This is a genomic window from Knoellia aerolata DSM 18566 (genome assembly GCF_000768695.1).
Lineage (GTDB): Bacteria > Actinomycetota > Actinomycetes > Actinomycetales > Dermatophilaceae > Knoellia > Knoellia aerolata.
The window spans coordinates 1-13848 of sequence record NZ_AVPL01000079.1 but is presented as its reverse complement, the minus strand read 5'-3'; the positions used below and the strand labels follow the sequence as shown (position 1 = coordinate 13848).

The following is a 13848-nucleotide window of genomic DNA, read 5'->3' as shown; positions in this document are numbered from 1 at the left end:
AACGGGGGAATTGGCGAGTTGGGGACGGGGGGGAGGCGGGGTCAGGTGCCGCGGAGGCTGCGGAGCCAGTCGCGGGCCGCGCTGAAGTCGGCGTCGCCGGTCAGCGGCGCGACGTCGGTCTGGGCGCCGTCCTCGCGCGGGTAGGACCCGAGGAAGCGCACCTCAGCGCAGACCCGCTTGAGCCCCATGAGCGCCTCACCGACGCGCTCGTCGAGGACGTGGCCCTCGAAGTCGATGGAGAAGCAGTAGGACCCGAGGAAGTCCTTCGTGGGGCGCGACTCGAGCCGGGTCATGTTGATGCCGCGCACCGAGAACTGCTCGAGCAGCTCGAGCAGGCCACCGGCGCGGTCGTCGCGCTGGAACAGCATCACCGTCGTCTTGTCGGCACCGGTCCGCTCGGGGAGCTCGCCGGGGCGGGCCACGAGGACGAAGCGGGTCACGGCGCCGGCCCGGTCGCCGATGTCCTCGGCGAGCACCTCGAGCCCGTGGTTGGCGGCAGCGACGGGGGCGCACACCGCCGCGTCGTAGCCGTGCCCGGCCTCGCCGTGCGCCAGCCCCGCGGCCGCGGCGGCGGTCGACAGGGTCGGGACGTAGGTCGCATGAGGCAGGTGGCGGTCCATCCACCCACGGACCTGGGCCCACGCGTGGGAGTGCGTGCCGACCGCGTGGACGTCCGCACGCTGCACACCGTGACGGGCGGCGAGCACGAAGGTGATCGGCACGTTGACCTCACCGATGACGACGAGCGGGTCGCCCGAGGCGAGCGCGTCGAGCGTCGCCGACACCCCGCCCTCGACGGAGTTCTCGATGGGGACCATGGCCGCGTCGATCTCGCTGCGCCGCAGCGCGTCCAGCGCCGAGTCCACGGACCCGAAGGGGACGTGCTCCCCCTCGTGGGACGCCGTCCAGGACAGCAGCGCCATCTGGGTGAAGGTGCCCTCGGGCCCGAGGTAGCCGTAGCGGGTGGTCATCGCTGCCTTCCGGTCCGGGCGGCGCTGAGCGCCTGCTGCTCCTCGGGGGTGAGGGTCGTGTCGGAGCCGCCGCCGGTGATGCCCTTGGCGTACGTGCGGGACTCGCCGCGCGCGTGGATCGAGCTGAGCACCACACCGTCGCCGTGGTCGTCGACGATCGCCGCGCTGAAGCTGAGCCGCCCGCCCATGTCACCGAACGCGTCGTAGCGCACCACCGCGACGTGCCGCAGCGCCTGCGCGAGGTCGGCCCGCAGCGCCTCGAGGTCACCGGCGCCGACCGGCCGCTGCCGCTCGAGGCGGCCCACCTGCTGGCGCAGTCGCAGCACGGCCACGATGAGCGCGACGAGCGCCGCGACGAGGACCAGCGGCACCAGCAGGGCGACGAGGATCGTCAGCCCCTCGAGTGCGTTGGTCCCGAACATGACGGTCAGCGTATGCCGTGCCGTCCCGCCCCGCGGGCACGTCCACTCCCGCGCACGGGCGCTCGTAACCTTGTCCTCATCATGGGCATCGACCTCGTCACCATCGCCATCGTCTTCGCGACCATCTTCGTCGTCGAGCTCCCCGACAAGACCTTCATCGCGACACTCGTGATGTCGACGCGGTTCCGGCCGCTGCTCGTGTGGGTCGGGGTCGTCGCCGCGTTCTTCGTGCAGACCCTCGTCGCCGTCGCCATCGGCGGGGTGCTCAACCAGCTGCCCAAGAAGCCGATCGAGATCTTCGCGGCCGTGCTGTTCCTCGTCGGGGGCATCATCCTGCTGCGCGGGGCGAGCAAGGCCGACGAGGAGGAGGCGGAGGTCGAGGAGGAGTTCGGCGCCAAGTCGGCGGCCAGGCAGCTCGCCGGCTGGAAGGTCGTGACCTTCAGCTTCACCATCCTCTTCCTCGCCGAGTGGGGCGACCTGTCGCAGATCCTCACCGCCTCGATGGTGCTGCGCTTCGACGACCCGCTGTCGGTCTTCATCGGCGCGTTCCTCGCCCTCGCCGCCGTCTCAGGCCTGGCGGCCCTGCTGGGTCGCACCCTGCTCCAGCGGATCCGGCTCTCGACGATCCGCCGGGTCGGCGGTGGCGTCTGCCTCGTGCTCGCCACCGTCAGCGCGCTCCAGATCGCCGGCGTCCTCTGACCGCTCGCCCGCGAAGCCCTCGAGGTCGCGGCTGACCCACCAGAGCAGGCCGAGCGCGACGAGGCCACCGGCGACGTCGGCGTTCTGGAGGACCCGCCCGGGGAGCTCGGGCCACTCGGGGTGGTTGAGGTACGTGATGCCCCACCACGGCATCCGCATGAGGAACCAGACGCCGACGACGAGCCCGGCGACGAGCCGGCGACGCGAACGCCACGGCTGGGCCCCGAGCAGGGCGAGGACGACGACGACGACCCAGTGGAAGTGGTGGATCCACGCCACCGGGGACAGCAGGCAGGCGAGCAGCCCCACGACGGCGACCTCGGCGATCGAGTCACCGCGCCGCCACATCTCCCGCGCGAGCCGGTAGCCGAACACCCCGACGACGGCGACGAGCACGAGCCAGATCGCCGTCCCGACGAACCCCTCGGGTCCGACCCGCAGCAGGAACCCGCGCAGCGACTGGTTGGACGTGCCGAAGTTCGGCCCGAGCCGGGCCGGGTCCTGCAGTGCTCCGCCCCAGAACGCGAACGACGCCTCGGGCAGCAGCGCCCACGCCCCGAGGGTCACGCCCACGGCCGTCCCCACGGCCGTCGCCGCCTCCTTCCACCGCCGGCAGACGAGGTAGTGGATGACGAAGACGCCGGGGGTCAGCTTGATCGACATCGCCAGGCCGACGAGCACACCGGGCGGGACGTGGCGGAGCAGTCCGGGCCGTGGCCGCCGCAGGTCCATGAGGCAGGCGAGGACCATGAACGCGTTGACCTGCCCGAACCGGATCCCGTCGGAGACGGGGTGCATCCACAGCATCGGCGCGGTGAGCGCCGCGAGCGCGAGGGGCAGCCACGGGCCGGCGCGGTGCAGGAGGCGCCACCCGGCATACCAGACGATCGCGGTGGTCGCGGCGACCTGGGCGGCCGTCCACAGCCAGCCGGCCACGCCGAACGGCACCCACGCCAGGGGGATCGCGAGGATCGCAGCGAACGGCGGGTAGGTGAACGGCAGCAGCTGCGGCGCCTCGGTCATCGCCGAGTAGATGGGGCGTCCGGTGAGGATCGAGACCCCGGCGTCGCGGTAGACCTCGACGTCGACCTGCCACTGGTCCATCGGCCAGAACACGAGGTAGCGCAGGACGACCGGCACGGCGGCGAGCGCGATGAGCACGATCGCGAGCGGCCACTGCCAGCGCGCCGGCGGCGCTTTCGTCGAGGTCACCCGGTCATTGTGTCCGTATGCCGGGTGCTCGCGTGGCAGGGTCACGTCATGGCTCGTCTGCGCACCGTCTCCCCCAGGTCCCGCGGCTGGACGCGCCGCCGGGCGGGGACGGGCTTCACCTACCTCGACAGTGACGGCGCGCGGCTCCCCGCGGACGAGGTCGAGCGGATCAGGTCGCTCGCCATCCCTCCCGCGTGGGAGGAGGTCTGGATCTGCCCCGTCGCCAACGGCCACATCCAGGCGGTGGGCACGGACGCGGCCGGGCGGCGGCAGTACCTCTACCACCCGGTGTGGCGCGAGCGCCGCGACCGGGAGAAGTTCGACCGCATCACCGCGGTGGCCTCCCGCCTCCCGGCCGCCCGCCGCCGGGTGGCCCGGGACCTGGAGCGCGACGGGACGCCGCTCGTCAAGGCCACGGCGGCCGCCGTGCGCCTGCTCGACCGGGGCTACTTCCGCATCGGCAGCGACACCTACACCGACGAGAACGGCTCCTTCGGCCTCACCACCCTCGAACGGAGCCACGTCCGCAAGGAGCGCGGCCTGCTCGTCTTCCGGTTCGTCGGCAAGTCGAGCATCGAGCACGTCATCGAGATCGACGACCCGGCGGCGATCAGGGCGCTCGAGCCGATGCGGCGACGCCGGACGACGAGCCAGCGCCTCCTCGCCTACGAGAGCGACGGCAGGTGGTGCGACCTCACCGCCCCCGACGTCAACGCCTACCTCGCCGACCTGCTCGGTGGCGACCTCACCGCCAAGGACTTCCGGACGTGGCACGCCACCGTGCTCGCGGCGCTCTCGCTCGCCGAGTCCGACGAGGAGGGCGACACCGTGACCTCCCGTCGTCGGGCGGTCAAGGCCGCCATCGCGGAGGTCGCCGAGTACCTCGGCAACACGCCCACCATCGCGAAGAACTCCTACGTCGACCCTCGGGTCATCGACGAGTACGAGTCGGGACAGACGATCGGCGTGGAGCCGGGCCGGTTCCGCAGCCCGGAGCGGCGCCAGACGGCGGCGGAGAAGGCGCTGCTCGACCTCCTCACCGGCTGACCGCGGGCTGCCCGCCACCGCGTGCCCGGGTGGCGCCCACCCGGCCCCCGTAGGATCCGCCGCGTGACCCGTCGAGCCCTGGCTGCCCTCCTCGCTGCCGTCGCGGCCGTCCTCGGACTGGGCGTGGCGTCGGCCGCGACCCCCGCTCTCGCCGCTGAACCGTTCGGCGCGACCGTCCTCATCGGCACCGGTGGCCTCACGTGGACCGACGTCTCGGAGGAGGACACCCCGAACCTCTGGACCCTCCTGCGGGACGGCTCGAGCGCGGCGATGTCGATCAGGTCCGTGGAGACCAACACCTGTCCGGTCGACGGCTGGCTCGGCGTCTCCGCGGGCGGCCGGGCCGCCGCCCCGCGCCCCGGAACCGGCCCCGTGAAGGAACGCCCGTGTGCGCCGATCGACGAGCCCACGGGCGGCGTCGTGCCGCAGTGGCAGACCTACGTCGACGCCGCCGCCAGCCGCAAGTTCGACGCCCGTCTCGGCATGCTCGGGGAGGCCGCCGCCCTCTCCGACGTCTGCGTCAAGCCGGTCGGCCCCGGCGCCGCCATCGCCGCGTCCAAGGCCGACGGCACCGTCGACCGCTACTCGCCGTGGTCGGACGAGACCCTCCTCGTCGACCTCAACACCTGCCCGCTCACCATCGTCGACGTCGGCAGCGTGCGCGACCCCGACGACATCGCGGCAGCGGAGACGGCCCCCGGCGCCAGCCGCGAGGACCAGATCGCCGAGGTCGACGAGCGCATCGGTGCGGTCATCGAGGCCGCCCCCGGCGGGGCCGACATCATCGTCGCGAGCCTGTCCGACGCCGGCCAGACCGAGCGACTGCGCCTCGTCGTCGCCCGCGGCCCCAGCGGCTTCGGCCCCGGCCGGCTCGACGCGCAGTCGACGCGACAGCCCGGGCTCGTGCAGGCCCAGGACATCCCCGTGACGGTCATGGCCGTCACCGGGATCGACGTCCCGACCGGACTCGGCGGCACCCGGATGACGAGCGACCCCGCGCCGGACAACTCCGAGCGGCGGGCGCGCGAGCGTCTCCAGAAGCTCGTCGACTACGACCTGGCCAGCCACGAGGTGCACAGCCTCGTCCCGCCGTTCTTCAACACCTTCGCCTACGGGCAGCTCGTCATCTACCTGCTCGTGCTCCTCGTGTGGAAGGGCAAGATCGGCGGTCCCGACACCCGCCGTCGCGTCCTCGGCGTCGTCCGCATCGTCGCCGTGGCGGCCGCGTCCGTGCCCGCCTCGACCTTCCTCGCGAACCTCGTGCCGTGGTGGCGCTTCCCGGTCCCGATGCTCTCCATCGTCGCGGCCGTCGGCGTCTTCGTCGCCCTCATCGCGTTCGCCGCGCTGCGCGGCCCGTGGGGGCGTGCGGCGCTGGGGCCCCTGGCGTTCGTCGCCGCGGTGACGATGGCGGTGCTCGCCGGTGACGTCATGACCGGCTCGAGGCTCCAGCAGTCCTCGCTCATGGGTCTGCAACCGGTGGTCGCGGGCCGCTTCTACGGCATGGGCAACGTGACCTTCGCGCTCTTCGCGACCGCGTCGATCCTGCTCGCCACGGCGGTGTCGAGCTTCCTCGTCAAGGCCGGTCGGACCCGCGTCGCCGCCGGCGTCGTCGTCGCCCTCGCCGTCGCCACCGTCGTCATCGACGGTGCGCCCTTCTGGGGAGCGGACGGCGGCGGCCCCCCGGCCTACATTCCCGGCATCGCCTACCTCGTGCTGTCCATCCTCGGCCTGCGGATGACGTGGCAGCGGGTCGCCCTCATCGGTCTCGGGTCGGTCGGGCTGTTCTTCGCCGTGGCGTTCCTCGACTGGCTGCGCAGCCCCGACGACCGCAGCCACCTGGGGCGCTTCATCCAGTCGATCATCGAGGGCGACGCCCTCGACATCGTCGTGCGCAAGGGCCAGCAGAACTGGAGCATCCTGCTCGGCAACGCCCCGTTGACCCTGCTCGTGCCGGCGGCCCTGCTCTTCGTCATCTACGTCCTCGCGCGCCCGACGTCCTGGGGCTCGCGGGGCCTGGGCAAGGCGGCCGAGAAGGCGCCGACGCTGCGGGCGGGGCTCATCGCCCTCGTCATCACCCTGACGATCGGCTTCCTCATCAACGACTCCGGCACGGCGATCCCCGCGGTCGGCGCGACGGTCGCGGTGCCGCTCATCGTCAGCGTCGTGGTGCGGACCCTCCAGGACGAGCTGCGCGGCGCGGCCACGACCCGTCGCGCCAGGCGGTCCTGACCAGCCAGACCCACGCGGCCAGCAGCACGGCCGGGGCGACCTGGGTGCGGACGGCCATCGTCACGTCCTCGACCCCGGGCGTCATCCCGAGGACGCGACCCGGGGTGTAGGCCATCGCCATGACCCACAGCCGCGCGAGCAGGACGGCGTCCACGGCGCCGACCGTGACCGCGGGCAGCGCCGACCAGACCATGAGGTCGTACCAAGGCAGCGAGTAGCTCGCCGCCAGCGCGTAGCCCCCGGCGAGTACGACGACCCACGCCAACGCCCTCGCCCCGACCCCGACGTCTGCGCCGACGGTCGCTCCAGCAGCCGTTGACGCAGACGTTGCGGGAGAGCGGGTGACGGGGTGGACGAGTCGGAGGAGGCACAGGGCGAAGACGACGGCTGCCGCGGCCGCGAGCGCGGAGATCCGCATGCGGACGTCGACCCCGCCGCCGCTCACCTCGAGCAGCCACCGCCACGGCGTCGCGAGCGAGACGGCCCTGGCCGACCGGCCGAGCTGGTCGTAGACGTGAGGGCCGGCCCAGACATGCAGGGCCCCGGTGACCACCACCGCGGACACGACGAGGACGACGGACCGGCCGAGCCGGCGCCCGCCCAGGGCGAGGAGCAGCGCGACGAGGAAGACGGCATACGTGAACTTGGACGAGACGGCGAGGGCACCGAGGGTGCCGGCCAGCACCGCTCCGCCGACCCCGACGTGGCGGTGCGCCGCCCAGACCGCGGCCACGCCGAGGGCGGTGGCGAGCAGGTCGACGTGCGCTCCGAGGAGGCCGACCGAGAAGACGAGGGGGTTGGCGGTCCACACGGCGTCGATGCGGGCGCCGTTCCCGGGCAGCAGCCGGCGCAGGCACCACCGGACGGCGAGCCACGACGCGACGACGACGAGCTGCCACAGCCAGACCGTCTCGCGCAGGCTGTCGCCACCGCCGAGCGAGGTGAGCCCCTGCACGAGGGTGGCGAACGGCCCGTAGACGCTCGGCTCCTCGGTCCACGGCGCCTCGACCCGGCTGACGACGGGGTCGGCGCCGCCGCGCCAGCGGTCGGGGGACTCCAGCCACGGGTTGTCGCCGAGGCTGAGGATCCGCCCGTAGGCCGCGTAGCTCACGTGGTCGCCCGACCCGAACGGCGTCGTGAGCGCCGCGGCGACGGCGAGCGCACCGACGACGGGCCGGGGCAGCTCGCCGTCTCGGCGCAGGAGCGACAGGGCGACCGCGAGGGCCCCCACCGTGTATGCCGTCCACATCGCCGCCGTGACCAGGGCCGGGCCGAGCGCGAACGGCAGCAGGGTGCCGGGCGCCCAGCCGCGGTCGCCGAGGTCGGAGGCGGCGGCGTTCGGGAGGGTCAGCCCGACGAGGAGCAGCAGGGCGAACGAGAGGACGAGGAGGCCGGTTCGCAGCCGTGCGCCGACGGGGCCGCGAGCGAGGCGCCCGCCGATGTCAGAGACGCGCTGCGACACCGGGTGCACGCTCCGAGAGGGCCTGTCGCAGGCGGCGCCTCGTGAGGGCCCGCCAGACGTCGCGGTACTGCGCGGCGCGGTGCACCTGGCCGCGCCAGTCGGTCCCGGAGACGCGGTGCTGGAGCTCGCAGGGGACTTCCTCGACGCGCAGCCCGGCGGTGAGCACGTCGACGGTGAGACCGACCTCGACGCCCCAGCCGGGGGCGAGGGGGCTCGCCGCCTCGAACGCCTCGGCGGTGAGGCAGCGCATGCCGGAGAGCGGCTGGACCGGGGTCCAGCCGGTGAGGCCGGTGATGCCCTCGCGGGCGAGGCGCACGACGAACCCGCGGCCGCCGCCTGCGACCTTCTGCGGGGGCAGCGTCGCGATGGTCATGTCGGCCCGGCCCTCGAGCACGGGGGGCAGGAGGACGTGGAGGTTGCCCGCCGACTGCTCGAGGTCGCCGTCGACGAAGAGGAGGTGGCGGGGCGCGTGGCCGTCGGCGGCCTCGAGCCCCCGCAGGTGCCGGACGCCGGTCTCGAGGGCCGCGGCCTTGCCGGCGTTGCGGGCGTGCACGATGACGCTCGCGCCCGCGGCGTCGGCGACGGCCGCGGTGCCGTCGCTGCTCCCGTCGTCGACGACGACGACGCGGTCGACGCCGTCGAGGGCCAGCACGGCCTCGACCGTCGCCGTGATGCGGTCGGCCTCGTCCTTGCAGGGGATGATCGCCGCGACCGTGCGGCCAGGCGCCGACATCAGCGCAGCGTGACCTGGCGGCTGAGCAGGCCCGAGCGGGCGCGACGCTCGGCGGCGGTGAGGGGGGCGGCGGAGGCGAGCGCGGCGGCATACCGCGTGCCGAAGGCACCGAGGGCGTCCTCGTGGACGTCCGGGTCGCTGTCGGCGGGCACCTCGAAGACGGGGACGAGCAGGCCGCAGGCGCGGAAGGCGCCGAGCAGCCGCGTGCCGTCACCGAGGCCGGTCTCGCCGGCGGCGTGGAGGCGCGCGAGGGCGTCGGTGGCGAGGTCCTCGTCGTCCGGGAGGACGAGCCGGATGTAGGTGCGCTCGCCGATGCGGACCCAGTAGGCCGACGGCAGCGCCGACATGCGGCGGGTCGGGACGACCGACTCGTTGGCGCGGTCGAGGGAGGCGCGGCCCTCCTCGTCGAGGTCCTGGCCGTCGACCCAGAAGTCGAAGCCCTCGTGGACGACGACCTCGAACGGGGCGGAGGTGTCGAGGAGGTCCTGCAGTCGCGGGGTGTCGCCGGTCGCGGCGGGCACGTGCTGGACGGCGCTGCCGGGCTCGGCGGCCGCACCGGCGAGGAGCTGCGCGGCGAGGTCGCGGCTGGGGTCACCGCTCGTCGAGCCGGACTGCGTCCCGACGAGGACCGTGCCGTCGGCGCGGTGCACCGCCGGCCAGGCCATGGGCAGCACCGTGGCGATGGTCGCGCGCTCGACGCCCTCGGGGGCGTGCGCGGGGGCGAAGGTCACCGCCGCCGTGGCCGCCGGGAGGATCTCGCGGATCGCCACCCACTCGGTCTCTCGCGGAAGCCCCTCGAAGGGCCGGTTCACGTAGGGGACGGGTGCGGGGCGCTGCCGCGTGGCGGGTGCGCCCGAGTCGTCGGTGGTCCTGCGTCGTCGCGAAGCCTTGCCCATGGCGGTCAGCGTAGTGCCGGTGGAGGAGTGCGCCGGTCAGGTGGCGCGGCGACGGCTCGGTCCGCCCACGGCGGCCCACACCGTCTGCGCCCCCTTGTCCTCGCTGACGCCCCACTCGTGGGCGAGCGAGCGGATGATGCGCAGCCCGCGGCCGCTCGACACCCAGACCGCGGCCGGCGCCGGCACGGGCGCGGTGTCGCCACCGCCGTCGGTGACCTCGAGCTCGACGACCTCGCCACGGACCTTCCAGCGGACGCGCAGGCAGCCGTCGGCCAGGGGGCGCGCGTGGCGGATGGCGTTGGTCATCAGCTCGGACACGACGATCTCGGCCTCGTCGATGGTCTGCTCGGTGAGGTCGCGGGCACGCAGGTCGGTCACGACCGCCTGCCGCACGCGGGTCACCGTCGACGCGCCCCAGGGCGCCCGGATCGTGCGCACCTGGCCGCGGCCGATGGTGCCGCCGAACTCGTCGAGGGCACGACCCTTGGCTGCGTCGGGCGAGCTGGTCGCGTCGCCCGCGCCGGTCGTCGCGTCGGGCGAGCTGGTCGCGTCGGTCTCCGCTGAGGTCACGTCGGGGACTCTAGTCGAGCAGGGCGAGGACGTGGCGTGGTCGATCGCTGATGATGACGTCGACGCCGAGCTCGGCGCAGCGCTCGACGTCCTCGTCGTCGTTGACGGTCCAGACGTAGACGGTGTGCCCGCGACGGTGATGGGCGTGCACGACCGACGGGGTGCGGCGCACGATCCGCACGTCGAGGCCGACGGCGGTGATGCCGGTCGGCAGGGACCCGTCCCAGGAGAAGCGCGGCGCCGACTGCTCGACGAGGTAGACCAGTGGCACGTCGGGCGCGAGCCCGCGCATCCGCATCAGCGCGAGCAGCGAGAACGACATGACGCGCACATGCGGCTGGTTCGGGCGGTCGCCGCCGGTCAGCGCGAACTCGCGCAGCACCGTGACGAGCTGGCGCTCGACGAGGCCGCCGTAACGCGTGGGGTGCTTGGTCTCGACGAGGGTGAGGAGCTCCTGGTTCTGCCGGGTGAGCGCGTCGAGGAGCCGGCGCAGGGTGAGCAGGCGCCCACGCTCGGGGTCACGGTCCGCGCCCTCGGGTGCGCTGCCGTCGTCGAGGTGCTTCCAGCTGCCCCAGTCGAGCCCCTCGAGGTGGGCGAGCTCGAGGGTGGAGATCACCCCGTCACCGTTGCTCGTCCGGTCGACGCGGCGGTCGTGGACGCAGACGAGGTGGTGGTCGGCGGTGAGCCGGACGTCGCACTCGATCCCGTCGACGCCGAGGCCGAACGCGGTCGTGTACGCGGCGAGGGTGTGCTCGGGCGCCTCCGCGCTGGCCCCCCGGTGGGCCACGACGAGCGGCCGACCAGTCCCCTCACGCCGATGCCACGGTGTCGGAACATCCACGCGCCCATCGTGGCAGCGCGGCACCCCCCGGGACGCCAGCGACTCACACGACCTCGCGGCATACCGTTGTCCCATCGTGAGCCTTCCCCCCTTCCAGACCCTCGTCGACGCGCACTGGCGCGACGTGGCCCGTCTGGCGTACGCGCTCGCCGGCCCGAACCTCGGGGACGACGTCGCGCAGCAGGCGTGGACGCAAGCGCTCGCGGCCTACCCGAGGGTGACGAGCACCCGCAACCTCAAGGGGTGGCTGCTGACGATCACGCACCGCTGCGCGATGGACGCGCACCGGGCCGCTCGCCGGACGGTGCTCCACGACGACCCGGCCTCACTGTCCGAAGCACCGGTGGTCTCCGCGCCGGTGGCGCCCGACGACGGCCTGTGGGCCAGGGTCGACGCGCTGCCACCGCGCCAGCGCGAGGCCGTCGTCCTCAAGTACGTCGGCGACCTGGACCACCGGGCCGTCGCCACCGCCCTGGGGACCTCCCCCGCCATGAGCCGCCGGCTGGTGTCCGACGCGCTCGCCACTCTCCGTCTCGATGCTGAGGAGCTGCGATGACTGCGTCGGCCCTGTCGTCCTTCGACCCGCCCCTGCGCCCGCCGCTGCTGCCCGAGTCGGACGTGTCGTATGCCGTCGAGGACACCGCGGTGGGCCGCCTCCTGCTCGCGATGACCGCCGACGGTCGCCTCGTCACGAGCGCGTACGTCCCGGACTCCGCGGCCGAGTCCGCGTGGCTGCAGCGGGTCGCGGACGTCGTCTCCCCCCGGGTCCTGCGTCACCCGTCGCGCCTGGACCAGGTCCGTCGCGAGCTCGCCGCCTACCTCGACGGCCGGGCGACGGGGTTCTCGGTGACGCCGGACCTGGCACTGGCCAGCGCGTTCCAGCGGTCGGTGCTCACCGGGCTGGCGACGCAGGTGGGCTACGGGGCGTCGACGACCTACGGGGAGCTGGCTGCCGCCATCGCGCGACCCGGCGCGGCCCGGGCCGTGGGCTCGGCCCTGGGTGCGAACCCGGTGTGCGTCGTGGTGCCGTGCCACCGGGTGCTCCCGGCCGGCGGTTCGGTCGACGGGAACGTCGGTGGGTATGCCGGTGGGCCGGCCGCGAAGTCGTACCTCCTCGCGCTCGAGGCAGGTCGTTCGGCGCAGTGATGGCCTCCCGGCGCTGCCGGGTCTACTCTGGACAAACCATGTACACGATCAAGCGCGCCGCGGAGCTCACCGGCATCGGCCTCGCCACCCTCCGGGCGTGGGAGCGCCGCTACGGCGTCGTGTCCCCGTCGCGCACCGAGAGCCGTTACCGGCTCTACTCCGACAACGACGTTCGGGCCCTCTCGATCATGGCCTCCCTCGTCGACGACGGGTGGACCGCGAGCGAGGCTGCGGCAGAGACGCTTCGGCGGGTGAGCGGGTCGGGCACGGCGACCGTCTCGTCGGTGGCCGGAGGCTCGGCACCCGCCTTCGCCACCCTCGACGAGCTGGACGAGCTCATCGCCGCAGCGGCCGAGCTGGACGTCGACCGGGTGAGCGCCATCCTCGACCGGGCGCTCGTGCGGGACGACTTCACCGTCGTCGCCGCACAGTGGCTCATGCCCGTCCTCACCGCTGTCGGCGGCGCGTGGGCCGACGGGCGCATGACGGCCGCGGGCGAGCACCTCATCAGCTATGCCGTGCAGCGCCGCCTGGCCGGGTTGTACGAAGAGGCCGCGCGGCCGACGACCGGCCCCCTCGTCGTCCTGGGCCTCCCCCCGGGGTCACGCCACGAGCTCGGACTGCTCGCCTTCGCGGTGGCGGCGCGCCAGGCCGGGCTCGACACCGCGTACTTCGGCGCGGACCTGCCGGTCTCGGACTGGGAGGCGGCTGTCTCCAGCCGATCCGCCGGTGCCGCGGTGCTGTCCGTGCCGCGGCTCGCCGACGTCGTGCCGGCCCAGTCCGTGGTCGACCGCCTGCGCGACTGTTCGCCCGCGGTCGTCGTGGCGGTCGGAGGCGGCTACCAGGAGGACATCACGGGGGCGCACCACCTGGGCCACGACCTCGCCGACGGCATCGCGCTGCTGCGCGAGCAGCTCGACGTCGCCGGGAGCACGCAGCCCGCCTGAGCGAGCACGCAGCCCGCCTGAGCGCTGGTCCTGAGTGAGGACGAACGCCGCCCCCCACCCGTTTTTCGGAGTGGGGGGCGGCGCTGTGGGGCGGGTACTGAGGGCGGGGCCTACCTCAGCACCAGGGGTAGATGAACAGGCTGTCGTCGCCTGCACGGTGGTCGGCGAGCACGACACTCAGCGGCAGCGGGTCCGGGAGCGACGCGACGTCGGTGCCTGCACGCGGCACGACGCCCACGGACACGGCGGTGGCGATCGGCAGCCCGCCCTTGGCGACGGCCGACAGGAGGCCCGCGTCCTTGAGCACGGCGAGGCCGGCCTTCTGACAGGCCGTGTCCGGTGCGGCGCTGGCGGCGGGGGCCGCGGCGATGGTCGCGGCGCCGAGGGCGAGAGCGGCGGCCGTGGTGGCGAGCTTCTTCATGGCGTTCTCCTTGGTCGTGTGGTCCCCGGTCGTGTGGGGCGCTGACCCAAGAGAACGCCCCTGTCCATGCTTTGTCAAGGGTTTGTATAAGGTTTGTCCACAGATGGCCCGAAAGGACTACGCCGCGCCCCCGTCCCCATCGGCACGCAGGCGGACCCCCATTCCGTTGTGCTGGAGGCCGATTGGCGCCGAGGTGGCTGTCAGTGGTGGCCCCTAGAGTTCCGTCATGGAGCTCGACACCGCGATCGCGAC

At 73.7% G+C, this 13848-nt stretch carries 14 protein-coding genes and 1 pseudogene; 6 read left to right on the top strand and 9 right to left on the bottom strand.

The window, feature by feature from the left end; all coding sequences use genetic code 11:
* Positions 1-41 precede the first annotated feature (41 nt).
* Entirely contained in the window at positions 42-971 is a 930-nt protein-coding gene (gene pheA, locus N801_RS17405; RefSeq protein WP_035940486.1) for a prephenate dehydratase, read from the bottom strand.
* Positions 968-1393, bottom strand: a complete 426-nt coding sequence (locus N801_RS17400) for a DUF4446 family protein (protein ID WP_035940485.1) — start codon at positions 1391-1393, stop codon at positions 968-970. Before N801_RS17400 ends, pheA begins: the two co-directional genes overlap by 4 nt.
* 81 nt (positions 1394-1474) lie before the next feature.
* Here N801_RS17400 and N801_RS17395 point away from each other — a divergent pair, with 81 nt between their 5' ends.
* Positions 1475-2092, top strand: a complete 618-nt coding sequence (locus N801_RS17395) for a TMEM165/GDT1 family protein (RefSeq protein ID WP_052113258.1) — start codon at positions 1475-1477, stop codon at positions 2090-2092.
* Between the two features lie 291 nt (positions 2093-2383).
* Here the strand turns inward: N801_RS17395 and N801_RS21640 are convergent.
* Positions 2384-3115 (bottom strand): annotated as a pseudogene (locus N801_RS21640) (glycosyltransferase 87 family protein); the annotation flags it as partial.
* A 237-nt stretch (positions 3116-3352) separates the two neighbouring features.
* Between N801_RS21640 and N801_RS17385 the strand changes: the two are divergent.
* Together N801_RS17385 and N801_RS17380 are read left to right on the top strand one after the other, a co-directional pair.
* The gene (locus N801_RS17385; protein WP_035940488.1) at positions 3353-4351 is read left to right on the top strand and encodes a DNA topoisomerase IB; all 999 of its coding nucleotides are present in this window, start codon (positions 3353-3355) and stop codon (positions 4349-4351) included.
* A 63-nt stretch (positions 4352-4414) separates the two neighbouring features.
* Positions 4415-6580, top strand: coding sequence for a hypothetical protein (locus tag N801_RS17380; RefSeq protein ID WP_035940484.1), 2166 nt, complete (start codon positions 4415-4417; stop codon positions 6578-6580).
* Here the strand turns inward: N801_RS17380 and N801_RS17375 are convergent.
* Genes N801_RS17375 through N801_RS17355 form a run of 5 tightly spaced genes read right to left on the bottom strand, consistent with a single transcriptional unit; the run spans position 6507 to position 11082 of the window.
* The gene (locus tag N801_RS17375; protein WP_156996879.1) at positions 6507-8042 is read right to left on the bottom strand and encodes an MptA/MptB family glycosyltransferase; all 1536 of its coding nucleotides are present in this window, start codon (positions 8040-8042) and stop codon (positions 6507-6509) included. The two genes, N801_RS17380 and N801_RS17375, sit on opposite strands and share 74 nt — an antisense overlap.
* Entirely contained in the window at positions 8023-8775 is a 753-nt protein-coding gene (locus N801_RS17370; protein WP_035940481.1) for a glycosyltransferase, read from the bottom strand. Before N801_RS17370 ends, N801_RS17375 begins: the two co-directional genes overlap by 20 nt.
* Positions 8775-9671 carry a DUF5926 family protein gene (locus N801_RS17365; RefSeq protein ID WP_035940480.1) on the bottom strand — a complete coding sequence of 299 codons (897 nt, stop codon included), beginning with the start codon at positions 9669-9671 and terminating at the stop codon, positions 8775-8777. The genes N801_RS17370 and N801_RS17365 overlap by 1 nt, the downstream gene beginning before the upstream one ends.
* 36 nt (positions 9672-9707) lie before the next feature.
* Complete coding sequence (locus tag N801_RS17360) at positions 9708-10241, bottom strand: ATP-binding protein (protein WP_245618498.1); 534 nt, start codon at positions 10239-10241, stop codon at positions 9708-9710.
* Between the two features lie 10 nt (positions 10242-10251).
* Positions 10252-11082 carry a glycerophosphodiester phosphodiesterase family protein gene (locus tag N801_RS17355; RefSeq protein ID WP_052113257.1) on the bottom strand — a complete coding sequence of 277 codons (831 nt, stop codon included), beginning with the start codon at positions 11080-11082 and terminating at the stop codon, positions 10252-10254.
* A gap of 76 nt (positions 11083-11158) precedes the next feature.
* Here N801_RS17355 and N801_RS17350 point away from each other — a divergent pair, with 76 nt between their 5' ends.
* Genes N801_RS17350 through N801_RS17340 form a run of 3 tightly spaced genes read left to right on the top strand, consistent with a single transcriptional unit; the run spans position 11159 to position 13175 of the window.
* Positions 11159-11638, top strand: coding sequence for an RNA polymerase sigma factor (locus tag N801_RS17350; protein ID WP_035940478.1), 480 nt, complete (start codon positions 11159-11161; stop codon positions 11636-11638).
* The gene (locus N801_RS17345) at positions 11635-12228 is read left to right on the top strand and encodes a methylated-DNA--[protein]-cysteine S-methyltransferase (RefSeq protein WP_035940477.1); all 594 of its coding nucleotides are present in this window, start codon (positions 11635-11637) and stop codon (positions 12226-12228) included. Before N801_RS17350 ends, N801_RS17345 begins: the two co-directional genes overlap by 4 nt.
* A 38-nt stretch (positions 12229-12266) precedes the next feature.
* The gene (locus N801_RS17340; protein WP_035940476.1) at positions 12267-13175 is read left to right on the top strand and encodes a MerR family transcriptional regulator; all 909 of its coding nucleotides are present in this window, start codon (positions 12267-12269) and stop codon (positions 13173-13175) included.
* 115 nt (positions 13176-13290) lie between these two features.
* Here the strand turns inward: N801_RS17340 and N801_RS17335 are convergent, their stop codons facing one another.
* Positions 13291-13596 (bottom strand): hypothetical protein, encoded by a 306-nt coding sequence (locus N801_RS17335; RefSeq protein ID WP_035940475.1) that lies wholly within the window; start codon positions 13594-13596, stop codon positions 13291-13293.
* Positions 13597-13848: the final 252 nt, after the last annotated feature.